General features: G+C 73.4%; 11 protein-coding genes. 7 read left to right on the top strand and 4 right to left on the bottom strand.

The genetic code is table 11. From position 1 onward, the window contains the following. The first annotated feature begins 53 nt into the window (after window positions 1–53). Genes cobC through cobA form a run of 3 tightly spaced genes read left to right on the top strand, consistent with a single transcriptional unit; the run spans window position 54 to window position 3570 of the window. Window positions 54–1190, top strand: coding sequence for an Rv2231c family histidinol phosphate aminotransferase CobC (cobC, locus tag Q2K16_RS13490; RefSeq protein ID WP_302745767.1), 1137 nt, complete (start codon window positions 54–56; stop codon window positions 1188–1190). Further along, window positions 1190–2284, top strand: coding sequence for a nicotinate-nucleotide--dimethylbenzimidazole phosphoribosyltransferase (gene cobT, locus Q2K16_RS13485; protein ID WP_302746472.1), 1095 nt, complete (start codon window positions 1190–1192; stop codon window positions 2282–2284). The genes cobC and cobT overlap by 1 nt, the downstream gene beginning before the upstream one ends. Then, on the top strand, window positions 2281–3570 hold the full coding sequence (gene cobA / locus Q2K16_RS13480; RefSeq protein ID WP_302745765.1) for a uroporphyrinogen-III C-methyltransferase: 1290 nt from the start codon (window positions 2281–2283) through the stop codon (window positions 3568–3570). Before cobT ends, cobA begins: the two co-directional genes overlap by 4 nt. Before the next feature lie 98 nt (window positions 3571–3668). Here cobA and otsB read toward each other — a convergent pair whose 3' ends face one another. Further along, window positions 3669–6230 (bottom strand): trehalose-phosphatase, encoded by a 2562-nt coding sequence (gene otsB, locus Q2K16_RS13475; RefSeq protein WP_302746471.1) that lies wholly within the window; start codon window positions 6228–6230, stop codon window positions 3669–3671. A 41-nt stretch (window positions 6231–6271) separates the two neighbouring features. Further along, a complete protein-coding gene (locus tag Q2K16_RS13470) occupies window positions 6272–7672 on the bottom strand; it encodes an alpha,alpha-trehalose-phosphate synthase (UDP-forming) (protein WP_088646585.1) in 1401 nt (466 codons plus the stop codon). Window positions 7673–7997: 325 nt separating this feature from the next. Here Q2K16_RS13470 and ettA point away from each other — a divergent pair, with 325 nt between their 5' ends. From ettA to Q2K16_RS13450, 4 genes are all read left to right on the top strand, one after another. Beyond that, entirely contained in the window at window positions 7998–9674 is a 1677-nt protein-coding gene (ettA, locus tag Q2K16_RS13465) for an energy-dependent translational throttle protein EttA (protein ID WP_302745762.1), read from the top strand. A gap of 2 nt (window positions 9675–9676) precedes the next feature. Further along, the gene (locus Q2K16_RS13460) at window positions 9677–10123 is read left to right on the top strand and encodes an acyl-CoA thioesterase (RefSeq protein WP_088646587.1); all 447 of its coding nucleotides are present in this window, start codon (window positions 9677–9679) and stop codon (window positions 10121–10123) included. Beyond that, on the top strand, window positions 10096–10815 hold the full coding sequence (locus tag Q2K16_RS13455; protein WP_302745759.1) for a DUF8185 domain-containing protein: 720 nt from the start codon (window positions 10096–10098) through the stop codon (window positions 10813–10815). Before Q2K16_RS13460 ends, Q2K16_RS13455 begins: the two co-directional genes overlap by 28 nt. 131 nt (window positions 10816–10946) lie before the next feature. Continuing rightward, entirely contained in the window at window positions 10947–11528 is a 582-nt protein-coding gene (locus Q2K16_RS13450; RefSeq protein WP_302745756.1) for a type III secretion system chaperone family protein, read from the top strand. A gap of 39 nt (window positions 11529–11567) precedes the next feature. Here Q2K16_RS13450 and Q2K16_RS13445 read toward each other — a convergent pair whose 3' ends face one another. Continuing rightward, window positions 11568–11990, bottom strand: coding sequence for a globin (locus Q2K16_RS13445; RefSeq protein ID WP_302745754.1), 423 nt, complete (start codon window positions 11988–11990; stop codon window positions 11568–11570). A gap of 51 nt (window positions 11991–12041) precedes the next feature. Next, entirely contained in the window at window positions 12042–13406 is a 1365-nt protein-coding gene (locus tag Q2K16_RS13440) for an MFS transporter (protein ID WP_302745752.1), read from the bottom strand. Window positions 13407–13461: the final 55 nt, after the last annotated feature.

Here is a 13461-nt window from a genome sequence, read left to right as displayed (position 1 = left end):
ACCACCCCGGGATCGGCTGTCCCCTGCGCCGGCTTCCCGGCAGGATCGCGGACATGCATGGGCAACTGACCGGCGGCACGCCGTCGACCGGTCCGGACGTCGGCGGTGCCGTGCCGGCGACGGTGCGCGGGACGACCGCCAACTCCGGCCCGGATCTTGCCCACCACGGGGACGCCGAGGCCACCCCCGGACTGGTCGACCTGGCCGTCAACGTCCGCCGGGACCCGATGCCGGACTGGCTGGCCGGCCCGGTCACCGCCGCCCTCGCCGACCTGGCCGGCTACCCCGACCCCCGGCCGGCCCGCGCCGCCGTCGCCGCCCGGCACGGCCGCCCACCGGCGGAGGTGCTGCTCACCGCCGGTGCCGCCGAGGGCTTCGTGTTGCTCGCCCGCGCCCTGGCCGGGGTACGCCGCCCGGTGGTGGTGCACCCGCAGTTCACCGAGCCGGAGGCCGCGTTGCGGGCCGCCGGCCACCGGGTCGAACGGCTCCTGCTCGACCCGGGCGACGACTTCCGACTCGACCCGGCACGGGTGCCGGCCGACGCCGACCTGGTGATGATCGGCAACCCGACCAATCCGACCTCGGTGCTGCACCCCGCCGTCGACCTGGCCGCACTGGCCCGGCCCGGCCGGGTGCTCGTCGTCGACGAGGCGTTCGCCGACACCACCGACGCCCCCGGCGTCGACGGCGAACCCGAGTCCCTCGCCGCCCGCCGGGACCTGCCCGGCCTGGTGGTGGTGCGCAGCCTCACCAAGACCTGGGGACTGGCCGGGCTGCGGATCGGCTACCTGCTCGGCGAGGCCGCCCTGGTGGACCGGCTGGCCGCCGTCCAGCCGCTGTGGGCCGTGTCCACCCCGGCGCTGGCCGCCGCCACCGCCGTCGCGTCACCGACCGGCGTCGCCGCCGAGCGCGCCATCGCCGCCCGGCTCGCCGCCGACCGCGACCACCTGGTGCGCCGCCTCTCGACCCTGCCCGGGGTACGCGTCGCGGGCCGCCCGGCCAGCGCCTTCGTCCTGGTCCACCGCCCCGACGCCGACCGGGTACGCCTGGCGTTGCGCGACCGGGGCTGGGCCGTACGCCGTGGCGACACCTTCCCCGGCCTGGGGCCGGACTGGCTGCGGATAGCCGTCCGCGACCCGGCCACCACGGACGCGTTCATCGAGGTACTGGCGGAGATCCTGGAGGCATGATGCTGGAGACGACGATCGCGGAGATCGGTCCGCCCGACGGGGTGGCGATGACCGCCGCCCGGGACCTCCAGGCCCGGCTGACCAAGCCGGCCGGCTCGCTCGGCGCGTTGGAGGACCTGTCCGTACGCCTGGCCGGCCTGGCCGGGGTCTGCCCGCCGCCGCTGCCCGAACCGGCGGCGGTGGCGATCTTCGCCGGTGACCACGGCGTGCACGCCCAGCGGGTCACCCCGTGGCCGCAGGAGGTCACCGCCCAGATGATCGGGAACTTCCTGGCCGGCGGGGCGGTCGTCAACGCGTTCGCCCGGCAGGCCGGCGCCTCGGTCACCGTGGTCGACGTCGGCGTGGCCACTCCGCTGCCGTTCCCGTCCGCCGACGCCGCGCCCGTCCCGACCGGCACCACCCTGGCTCCGCCGCGCCTGCTCGACGCGAACGTGCGACGCGGCACCCGGGACATGACGGTCACCGCCGCGCTCACCCGGGACGAGACGCGGGCGGCGGTCGAGACCGGCATCCGGGTCGCCGGCGAACTGCTCGACGCCGGGGCGGGGGTGCTGCTCACCGGCGACATGGGGATCGCCAACACCACGCCGGCCGCCGCGCTGGTCGCCGCGTTCACCGGGGCCGACCCGGAGGCGGCCACCGGCCGGGGCACCGGGGTGGACGACGCGACGTACCGGCGCAAGGTCGACGTGGTGCGGGCGGCGCTGGAGCGGCACCGGCCCGACCCGGCCGACCCGCTGGGTGTGCTGGCCGCCGTCGGTGGCCTGGAGCACGCGGCCCTGGCCGGGCTGATCCTCGGCGCGGCGGCCCGCCGGGTGCCGGTGCTGCTCGACGGGGTGATCGCGGTCAGCGCCGCGCTGGCCGCCGCCGCCCTCGCCCCCGACGCGGTAGGTGCGATGGTCGCCGGGCACCGCTCCGCCGAGCCGGGCGCCACCGTGGCGCTGCGCCACCTCGGCCTCGACCCGCTTGTCGACCTCGGCCTTCGCCTCGGCGAGGGCACCGGCGCGCTGCTGGCCCTGCCGGTGGTCACCGGCGCGGTCCGGGTGCTGCACGAGGTGGCCACCTTCGACGCGGCGGGGGTCTCCGAGAAGTGAGCACCAACCCGTACCCCCTCGGCCTGCGGCTCGCCGGGCGGCGGGTGGTCGTGGTGGGCGGCGGCGCCGTGGCCAGCCGGCGGGTGCCCGCCCTGCTGGACGCCGGAGCCGACGTGCTGCTGGTCACCCCCGAGGTCACCCCCGCGTTACGCGCGCACGTCGACGCCGGACGGCTGCACTGGCGACCCCGCCGGTTCGCCCCCGACGACCTCGACGGGGCGTGGCTGGTCCAGGTCGCGGTGGACGATCCGATCGCCGCCGCCTCGGTCAGCGCCGCCGCGGCCGAACGGCGGATCTTCTGCGTCCGGGCCGACGACCGGACGGCGGCCACCGCGTGGACCCCGGCGGTGACCCGGCACGGGCCGGTGACGGTGGCCGTGCTGGGCGGGGGAGACCCGCACCGGGCGATGGGTGTCCGGGACGCCGTCCGGGAACTGCTCACCGCCCGGACGGGCCTGCTCGTCGACCCGGGGGTACCGGTGGCGGACGCGCCCGGCGGCGGCCCGCCGGAGCCGACGCCCGCCGCATCCGGCGACGCCGCGACCCGTACCGGTGGCCCGGTCGGTCGAGTGTCGCTGGTCGGCGCGGGGCCCGGTGACCCGGAGCTGATCACGGTGAAGGGGTGGCGGCTGCTCACCGAGGCGGACGTGGTGGTCGCCGACCGGCTGGTGCCCGGACTGCTCCTGGACGAACTGCGTCCCGACGTCGAACTGGTCGACGCCGCGAAGATCCCCTACGGGCCGTCCCGCGCCCAGGAGGAGATCAACCGCATCCTGGTCGACCGGGCGCTCGCCGGCAAGGTCGTGGTACGCCTCAAGGGCGGCGACCCGTACGTCTTCGGGCGCGGCGGGGAGGAACTGCTGGCCTGCGCGGCGGCCGGCGTGCCGGTGACGGTGGTGCCCGGGGTGACCAGCGCCGTGGCCGTGCCGGCGGTGGCCGGCGTCCCGGTCACCCACCGGGCGGTGGCGCACGAGTTCACGGTGGTCTCCGGACACGTCGCCCCGGATTCGCCGGTCTCCCTGGTGCGCTGGGAGGCCCTCGCCGGCCTGCGGGGCACCCTCGTGGTGCTGATGGGGCTCAAGAACCTGGCCGCCATCGCCGACACCCTGACCCGGCACGGCCGGGACGCGGGCACCCCGGTGGCGGTGATCCAGGAGGGCACCACGGGCGGGCAGCGCAGCCTGCGGTCGACGCTCGGCGCGGTGGCGGCCGACGTGGTCGCGGCGGGCCTGCGGCCCCCGGCCATCGTGGTGATCGGCGACGTGGTCGACGCCCTCCCCGCCTGAGCCAGCCCGCCGGGCCGCCGGGGGGTTCGGCGATGTAGCGGTGTCCCCGCCCGGGGACACCGCTACATCGGCCCACATGAGTCGATCGTGCGGGGCGACTACTGCTTGAGCATGTTGTCCAGCAGCAGGGCGCAGCGGATCAGTCCGAGGTGGCTGTACGCCTGCGGGTGGTTGCCCAGGCCGCGCTCGGCCAGCGGGTCGTACTGCTCGGGGAGCAGCCCGGTCGGGCCGGCGGTGTCGACCATCTGGGCGAACAGTTCCTCGGCGTCGGTACGCCGACCGGTGCGCAGGTACGCCTCGATCAGCCACGCCGTGCAGATGTGGAAGCCACCCTCCCGGCCCGGCAGCCCGTCGTCCCAGTGGTAGCGGTAGACGACCGGGCCGCTGCGCAGATCTGCCTCGATCTTGAGCACGGTGGAGAGGAAGCGCGGGTCGTCCCCCGGGAGCAGGCCGGACAGCCCGATCCAGAGCGAGGAGGCGTCCATGTCCTCGTCGCCGTACGCGACGCTGTACGCCTCGACCTCCTCGTGCCAGCCGTTCTCCAGCACGTTGGCGCCGATCCGGTCGCGCAGCTCCACCCACTCCGGCCGGTCCTCGCCGTCGTGCTGGCGCACCACGTGCAGGGCCCGGTCGACGGTCATCCAGCACATCACCTTGGAGAAGATGTGGTGCCGGGGTGGGAGGCGGGCCTCCCAGATGCCGTGGTCGGGCTCGTGCCAGCGGCGGCGGACCGCCTCGACCATGTTGTCCAGCACCCGCCACTCGTCGTCGCGGACCGAACCCCGGGCGTCGGCGACGGCCGCGATCAGGTCGGCGATCGGGCCGAAGACGTCAAGTTGGAGCTGGTGGTTGGCGAGGTTGCCGACCCGTACCGGCCGGGAGCCGGCGTACCCGGGCAGGGTGTCGATGACCGCCTCGGCACCCAACTCGTAGCCGTCGACGGTGTAGAGCGGGTGCAGCCGCTCGGGGTGCCCGCCGGTGCGCTCGATGCAGCCGTCCACCCAGCGCAGCAGCGCCTCGGCCTCCTCGATCGAGCCGAGGTCGACCAGGGCCCGCGCCGTCATCGCCGCGTCCCGCAGCCAGCAGTACCGGTAGTCCCAGTTGCGGACGCCGCCCAGTTCCTCGGGCAGCGAGGTGGTCGCCGCCGCCAGGATCGAGCCGGTCGCCTCGTGGCAGAGGCCGCGCAGGGTGAGCGCGCTGCGGGCGACCAGGTCGCGGGCGGTCGCGGGCAGCCGCAGCGAGGCCACCCAGTCCTTCCAGGGCTGCTCGGCCCGGGCCTGCCGTTCGTGGATGCCGACCGCGTGGTCCTCCAGGCTGTGCGTGCCGAAGCGCAGCTCCAGCACCACCTCGCCGCCGGCGGCGGAGAGGTCGACCACGGCGTGCGCGGTCTCGTAGCCGCCGTCGTTGCGGACCTGCCAGGTCACCCCGGGGGAGTAGAGCGCGACGGGCTCGTTGGAGCCGAGCACCAGCAGGCCGTCGTCCATCGGCTGGAGTTGGGTGGCGACCTGCCCGAACTCGGGACGCGGGGCGAACTCGACCCGGGCCCGCCCGGAGCCGGTGAGCACCCGGACCAGGGTGGAGTCGCCGGTGATGATCGCCGGGCCGTCCGGGGTGGTCTCCCGGGCCGGCAGGTCCAGCCAGTCGGTGACGGTGAGCCCCGACCACCGGGTCTCCACGGTCATCGTGCCGTTGCGGTAGCGCTGGCCGAGCGGGATGCCGCCCCGCTCCGGCCCGACCGTGAAGTGCCCGGCCGGGCTGCCGCCGACCAGGTCGGCGAAGATCGCCGCCGAGTCGGGCTTGGGGTGGCAGAGCCAGCTCACCTTTGCCTCGGGGGTGAGCAGCGCGACGGTACGGCCGTTGGCCAGCATCGAGTGCCGCTCGATCGGCACCGCCCGCTCGCCGAACAGCCAGTGCCGGCGGGTCTCCAGCAGCAGGCCCAGCGCGCGGGCCGCCTCGATCGGCTCGGCCACCCGGTAGTGCGCCTGGGTGTCCCCGGGGCCGATCTTGATGCCCAGGTCGGGGCCGCGCAGGGTGCCGAAGGCGTTCTCGTCGGTGACGTCGTCGCCGATGAACAGCACCGCGCTGGCCGAGAGCTGGGTGCGGAGCTGGTCGACCGCGGTGCCCTTGTGGGTGGCGACCACCGACAGCTCGATGACCTCCTTGCCCTGGGTGACGGTGACGTCGTCCCACTTCGCGGGCCCGTTGCGGACGGCCTCGACGGCGGCGGCGGCGACCTGTGGGTCGACTCCGCGGGTGTGCACCGCGACGCTGGCCGGCTTGCGTTCCAGCCGCACCCCCGGGTGGGCCAGGGCGATCTCGCGTAGCGCGTCGCGCAGCCGGGTGCGCACGGCGACCAGTTCGGGGGAGAGCCGCTCGACGAAGCCGATGTCGAACTCGGAGCCGTGGCTGCCGACGAGGTGGATCTCGTTGGGCAGCCGGGACAGCGCGGCCAGGTCGCGCAGCGCCCGCCCGGAGACCACCGCGACGGTGGTCTGCGGCAGCGAGGCCAGCGCCCGGACGGCGGCGACCGACTCGGGCAGCGGCACGGCCTTGCTCGGGTCCGCCACGATCGGCGCGAGGGTGCCGTCGTAGTCGCAGGCGACCAGGAGCTGCGGTACGCGGGCGATGCGTCCGATCGCGGCGAGCAGTTCCGGGTCCATCGTCCCGGCGGCGGGGGTGATGATCTCGGCGGTGGGGGCGTTCACTCGGCCTCCGTCCCCGGTGCGCCCAATTCGGTCAGAAAGGACTTCGCCCAGTGCCCCACATCGTGGGTGCGCAGGTGACGTTGCATGATCCGCATGCGTCGACGGGCCTCCGGCTTCTCTACGTGTACAGCCCGCAGGAGAGCGTCCTTGACGGCGTCGGGGTCGTGCGGATTGCACAGGAACGCCTGACGCAGCTCGGTGGCGGCGCCGGCGAACTCGCTGAGCACGAGCGCACCGCCCTGGTCGGCGCGCGATGCGACGTACTCCTTGGCCACCAGGTTCATTCCGTCTCGCAGCGGGGTCACCATCATCACGTCGGCCGCGACGTACATCGCGGCCAGTTCGCTGCGACTGTACGACTGATGCAGATAATGCACCGCCGGCACGCCGACCCTGCCGAATTCGCCGTTAATCCGACCAACCTCGCGTTCCACCTTGACCCGAAGTGCCTGGTAGTGCTCCACGCGCTCCCGGCTGGGGGTGGCTACCTGCACCATAACCGCGTCCGGAACTGTCAACTTTCCGTCAGCAAGGAGTTCCCGGAAAGCCTTGAGTCGGAGTTCGATGCCCTTCGTGTAGTCGAGCCGGTCGACGCCCAGGATGATGGTCTTCGGGTTGCCCAGTTCCTCGCGGATCTGCTTGGCGCGGGCCTGGATGGCCGGGTCCTCGGCCAGTCGCTCCATCTCCTTGGTCTCGATGGAGATCGGGAACGCGCCGGCCTTCACCTGCCGCCCGTCGACCTGGATCATCTGCCCCTCGTAGCGCAGCCCGAGCAGGTGCCGGGCCAGCCGGACGAAGTTCTGCGCGGCCAGCCGCTGCTGGAAGCCGACCAGGTCGCTGCCGAGCAGACCGCGCAGGATCTCGGTGCGGAACGGCATCTGCATGAACAGCTCGATCGGCGGGAACGGGATGTGCAGGAAGAAACCGATCTTCAGATCCGGCCGCAGCTCGCGCAGCATCGCCGGGACGAGCTGGAGCTGGTAGTCCTGCACCCAGACCGTCGCGCCCTCGGCCGCGACGTCCGCCGCCGCCTCCGCGAACCGGGCGTTGACCAGCCGGTACGCCTCCCGCCAGCGGCGCTTGTAGGCGGGTGTCTCGACCGCGTCGTGATAGAGCGGCCAGATGGTCGCGTTGGACTGGCCCTCGTAGTAGCGTTCCAACTCCTCGGCGCTTAACGGCACCGGGTGCAGCCTGATTCCCTCCAGGTCGAACGGCTCCGGGGCGGCGCCGGTGCCACCGGCCCAACCGACCCAGGTGCCCCGGTGCTCGGCGAGTACGGGGTGCAGCGCGGTGACCAGCCCGCCGGGGCTGCGCCGCCACTGTCGTCCCTCGGGTGTGCTCACCTCGTCGACCGGCAGTCGGTTGGCCACAACGACAAAGGAGCTACGGACGGTCACGATCGGCCACCTCCGGGTGCTGACGGGTCCACCGCGATGAGCGTACTGAGCGTAGCTGCGGCGTCTGGGACCCCGTGCCGGACTTACCTACCCGTCCCACGGCCACTGAACCCGTATCGTGATCTTGTCAACATCGCCAGCTCAGCGGTGGCGGACCGGGCGCGGACCGGACCGGGCGGGGTGATGTGGGCGCGGCCGGCCGTACCTGTCAGGATTGACGACGGCGTGTGCGTGGCCGGCCCCTGGCCGGCGGCGGGTGGAGGTCGGAGCCCGCGCCGGCGCACCCGCGAGCCCGCGACAGTAACCGACGGAGGTACCCCGCACCGTGGCCCAGTTCATCTACGTCCTGGAAAAGGCGCGCAAGGCGCACGGCGACAAGGTCGTGCTCGACAACGTGACGCTGAACTTCCTGCCGGGGGCCAAGATCGGTGTGGTCGGCCCGAACGGCGCCGGTAAGTCCAGCCTCCTCAAGATCATGGCAGGGCTGGACAAGCCGAGCAACGGCGAGGCCCGGCTGATGCCCGGCTACACCGTCGGGATGCTCGCCCAGGAGCCCCCGCTCAACGACAGCAAGACCGTGCTCGGCAACGTCGAGGAGGCGGTCGCCGAGACCAAGGCCAAGCTGGACCGGTTCAACGCCATCGCCGAACAGATGGCCACCGACTACTCCGACGAACTGATGGAGGAGATGGGCCGGCTCCAGGAGGAGCTGGACCACCTCGACGCCTGGGACATCGACTCCAAGCTCGAACTGGCCATGGACGCGCTGCGCTGCCCGCCGCCGGACGCCGACGTCACCCAGCTCTCCGGCGGGGAGCGCCGCCGGGTCGCGCTGTGCAAGCTGCTGCTGGAGGCGCCCGACCTGCTGCTGCTCGACGAGCCCACCAACCACCTCGACGCGGAGAGCGTCTCCTGGCTGGAGCAGCACCTGGCCAAGTACGCCGGCACCGTCATGGCGATCACCCACGACCGGTACTTCCTCGACAACGTGGCCAACTGGATCCTGGAGCTGGACCGGGGCCGGACGTACCCGTACGAGGGCAACTACTCCACCTACCTGGAGAAGAAGGCCGCCCGGCTGGCCGTCGAGGGTCGCCGTGACGCCAAGATGAAGAAGCGGCTCACCGAGGAACTGGAGTGGGTCCGCTCCAACGCCAAGGCCCGCCAGACCAAGTCCAAGGCCCGGCTGGACCGCTACGACGAGATGGCCGCCGAGGCGGAGAAGACCCGCAAGCTGGACTTCGAGGAGATCCAGATTCCGCCGGGCCCGCGCCTGGGCAACACCGTCATCGAGGCCAACCACCTCAGCAAGGGCTTCGGCGACCGGCTGCTCATCGACGACCTGTCGTTCTCGCTGCCGCGCAACGGCATCGTCGGCATCATCGGCCCGAACGGCGTCGGCAAGACCACCCTGTTCAAGACCATCGTCGGGCTGGAGCAGCCGACCGACGGCCAGGTCCGGGTCGGCGAGACCGTCTCCCTGTCGTACGTCGACCAGAACCGGGAGGGCCTCAACGGCGACAAGACGGTCTGGGAGGTCGTCTCCGACGGGCTGGACCACCTCATGGTCGGCAAGGTCGAGATGCCGTCCCGGGCGTACATCGCCGCGTTCGGCTTCAAGGGGCCCGACCAGCAGAAGCCGACCAAGGTGCTCTCCGGTGGCGAGCGCAACCGGCTCAACCTGGCGCTGACCCTCAAGATCGGCGGCAACGTGATCCTGCTCGACGAGCCCACCAACGACCTCGACGTCGAGACGCTGTCCAGCCTGGAGAACGCCCTGCTGGAGTTCCCCGGCTGCGCCGTGGTCATCTCGCACGACCGGATGTTCCTCGACCGGGTCGCCACCCACATCCTGGCCTGGGAGGGCGACGAGGAGAACCCGGCGAAGTGGTTCTGGTTCGAGGGCAACTTCGAGGCGTACGAGAAGAACAAGGTCGACCGGCTCGGGGCGGAGGCGGCCCGGCCGCACCGGGTGACCTACCGCAAGCTGACCCGCGACTGAGCATGGCGGACCGTTTCGTCTACCACTGCACCCTGCGCTGGTCCGACCTGGACGCGTACGGCCATGTCAACAACTCGCGCTTCCTCACCCTGTACGAGGAGGCGCGGGTGGCGTTGATGTTCGCCGGGGGCAAGGCGTGGGGGGTCGGCTCGTTCGCCGACGGGGTCGTCATCCGCCGCCACGAGGTCGACTACCTGCGTCCGGTCGACTACGCGCTCGGCCGGGCCACCGCCCAGGCCGCGCCGACCGTCCGGATCGAACTGTGGGTGGAGCGCATCCGGGCCGCCTCGTTCACCGTCGCCTACGAGCTGTACGACGGTGACGTGCTGGCCAGCACCGCCCGCTCGGTGCTGGTCCCGTTCGACCTGGTCGAGAAGCGGCCCCGGCGGATCAGCGACGACGAACGGGCCTTCCTGGAGTCGTGGGCCCTGACCGACGGGGCGGCGTGAACGGCGGCGCCACCGTCCGGCCGGAGCACGGGTTGGCCGGGGCGGACGACGCGGGGCCCTTCCTGGCCCGGCTGGTCCGCCTCGACCCGGCCGCGGTGGTCCGGCTACGCCCGCTGGCCGGCGTCGGCCGTACCGCCCTCTGGGCCCGGCTACCGTGGGACGTGCTGGTGGTCCGGACGGTGGTCGGGAGCGCCCCGGCCGACGTCACCGTGGACGCGGCCGAACTGCTGGCCCGGTTGGCCGACGCCGACACCGCGCTGCCGCCGGGCCGCGACGAGCGGTGGCGGTGGCCGCTGCCCCCGGTGGTGAGCCGCCCGGTCGAGGTGCTGCCCGCCGCCGAGCTGCGGCGCATCGCCGAGGCCGCGGCGGGCACCCTGCGCACCGCCGCCAGCGAGGGGGTGCACGGGCGCGCGGTGGGGCAGCGGATGCTGCGGGAGGCGCTGCTCGACCACGTGGCGGTGACCGTCACTCCCGACGCCGATCCGGCCGACCCGGTGGAGATCACCCAACGGCTGGTGCAGGGGTTGGTCCGGATGGGTTTCCTCGGCCCGGCCGAGGTCACCACGGCGGGGGAGGTCCAGGTCCGGGTGGCCGGCCGGTGGGTCGGTCTGGTGGGACCATACGGAGCCGTCTGGTCGCGGAAAGTTTCGGATCTCGCAATTCGTCCGGCGCGGGATCAGCCGAAAGTATGACCCTGGCTCATTCTTCCGGGCTGGGGCTGCCGTTGGGGGGGTGTCTCAACCCGGCTGTCCGGGTACCGTCCATCCTCGGATCCAACGCACCGTAGGCGATTGGATCCGCTGGGGAGTGAGGTGCGCGAGCGATGCCGTGGTGGTCATGGCGCCCTGGTCCCGCCGCTGGCGGCGACCCGGAAACTCGAAGCGGAGTCTCGGTGGACAGCATCCGGGTGGGGCCACCGCCGCCCCGGCAGCCGGCGGAGGACTGCCCCGGCACCGAGCGGCCCGTCGTGACCGACCGGCCGGCCTCAGTGGCACCGGTCACCCTGGCCCGGGTGTGCGACGCGCTCGACCTGCTCGACGTGCGTTACCTGGCCGACGGTGACGGCAACCTGCTGGCCATGTGGGAACGGCACGCGGTGCTGGTGACCCTCGAAGGCCCCGAGGACGAGATCCTGGTGATGCGGGCCCGCCCGCACGCCACCGTCCCGCCGGACTGGGCCGACCGGGCCTACCGGGTGGTCAACGAGTGGAACCACACCCGCCGGTTCTGCAAGGCGTACATCGGCGACCCGACCGAGCGCGGCCAGTTGCCCATCTACGCCGAGTTGCAGGTGCCGCTCGGCGCCGGGGCGCACGACGCGCTGCTGGTGGAGATGCTCGACTGCGGCGCGGCCGTGGCGACCACCTTCGTCGACTGGCTGCACGACGAGGGCGCCCTGCTCTGAGCCGGCCCGACGCCCGCCCGCGCCGTCGTGGCCGCCGGGTCAGCCGGCGGCCGGGTCCTCCATCACGTTGACCATGAAGTAGGCCGACCGCTCCAGGTAGTCCCAGAGGGTGGCGGCGAGTTCCGGCGGCAGGTCCAGTTCGTCCACCGCCCGGCGCATGTGGCGCAGCCAGGCGTCCCGCTCGGCCGGGCCGATCCGGAACGGCGCGTGCCGCATCCGCAGCCGGGGATGCCCCCGCTGGGCCGAGTAGGTGTTCGGGCCGCCCCAGTACTGCATCAGGAACAGCGTCATCCGCTCGGTGGCCGGCCCGAGGTCGTCCTCCGGGTACATCGGGCGCAGCAGCGGATCGGCGGCGATGCCGGCGTAGAACCGGTCGACCAGCCGCCGGAAGGTGGGCTCACCACCGACCGCGTCGAAGAAGGTCGTCGACGGAACGGGCCGGGGGTCGCCTGCGGAATCCACCGTTCCATCCTGCCAGGTACGGCGACGCCACGACCGCCGGCCTTGGGCCGATCACGTCACAGCGTGCCGCCGACGAGCCCGCTCCCCGGGGCGGGTCGCCGACCCGGGCCGGTCGCCCGCCGGTGGCCCGGTGTCGGCGTTGGCCAGGTCGGCGGCCTTCACGGCGGCGTCGACGGTTGCCCGGTCCGGCCAGCGCAGCGCGGTGACCAGCATCAGCAGCACCCCGGCGGCGCTCCACACCCCGACCACGACCGGCACCGAGAAGCGGTCGGCGAGCAGGCCGGTGACCAGCACCGCACCGCCCTGGATCACCTGGATGCCGGTGGCCATCACGCCGAAGGCGCGGGCCCGGTAGCCGTTGGGCAGGGCCCGGACGAACAGACCGTTCGCCGTCGGGATCAGGCCGGCGACCGCGAAGCCGCAGGCCGCCGCGAGCAGGGCCACCACCACCGGGGGCGGGTTCAGCAGCGCCGGCACCAGGGCCAGCGGGGCGAGCACCGCCAGCGGTCGCATCAGGGTGAGCCGGCCGGCGGGCGACACCAGCCGGCCGACCAGCAGGCCGCCGATGATGTACCCGACCGGGTTGGCCGCCATGATGACGGCCTGGGCGGCGCCCGAGTCCAGGCCGTTGCCGGAGCGTTCGCCGGCCCACGCGGCGGCCAGTCCCTCCGGGACGATCGAGAAGAGCATGGCGCTGAACACCAGCAGGCTGATCGCCCGCAGGACGGGCGTGCCGAAGACGATCCGGAACCCCTCGCCGGTCTCCCGCAGCAGGTGGGTCCGGTGTGCCGCGCTCAGCGTCGGCTCCCGGTCGTGCACGCCGAGCCGGACCAGCAGGGCGGACAGGCCGAAGGTGGCCGCGTTGAGCAGCAGCGCCGCCGTCGGGCTGACCGCGGCGACCGCCGCGCCGGCCAGGTAGCCGACCACCTGCGCGGCCTGGCTGGCGCTGGCGTTGAGCGACAGCCCGAGCACCAGCCGGTCGCCGGTGAGGATCGCCGGCAGCAACGCCGAGCGGGCCGCCTGGCTCGGCGGGTTGGCCAGGGTGGCGGCGAAGAGCAACGCGAGGATCGCCCAGACCGGCAGGCCGGGCAGCACGATCAGGACGGTCAGCAGCATCCGGATCACGTCGCAGGTCACCATCACCCGCCGGTGCCGGTACCGCTCGGCGAGCGCGGCGAGCAGCGGACCGCCGACCAGCCACGGCAGGTAGCTGACCGCGAACGCGGCGGCGGACAGGGCGACGGAGCGGCTCTCCTGGTAGACCAGCACGGTGACGGCGGCCTTGGCGACGTAGTCGCCGACCCAGGACAGGACACTGGCGGCGAAGACCGCCCGGAACTCCCCCTGCCCGAACACCTCGCGGAAGGTGGCCGGCCGGTCCGGGGCGGGTCGCTCGTCGGACACCGTCGCCTCCATCGTGCCCCGACACCGGCCACTTGTGATGGCCCGGCGGGGCCCCGTCGTCAGATTC

Source organism: Micromonospora cynarisoli, from assembly GCF_030518815.1.
GTDB classification, from domain to species: domain Bacteria; phylum Actinomycetota; class Actinomycetes; order Mycobacteriales; family Micromonosporaceae; genus Micromonospora; species Micromonospora wenchangensis.
This window is presented reverse-complemented; position numbering and strand designations above follow the sequence as displayed.

Coding starts and splice junctions, on each gene's coding strand:
- cobC (WP_302745767.1), top strand. CDS start 54: ATGCATGGGCAACTGACCGGCGGCACGCCGTCGACCGGTCCGGACGTC.
- cobT (WP_302746472.1), top strand. CDS start 1,190: ATGCTGGAGACGACGATCGCGGAGATCGGTCCGCCCGACGGGGTGGCG.
- otsB (WP_302746471.1), bottom strand. CDS start 6,230: ATGGACCCGGAACTGCTCGCCGCGATCGGACGCATCGCCCGCGTACCG.
- Q2K16_RS13460 (WP_088646587.1), top strand. CDS start 9,677: ATGGCGGACCGTTTCGTCTACCACTGCACCCTGCGCTGGTCCGACCTG.
- Q2K16_RS13450 (WP_302745756.1), top strand. CDS start 10,947: ATGCCGTGGTGGTCATGGCGCCCTGGTCCCGCCGCTGGCGGCGACCCG.
- Q2K16_RS13440 (WP_302745752.1), bottom strand. CDS start 13,406: ATGGAGGCGACGGTGTCCGACGAGCGACCCGCCCCGGACCGGCCGGCC.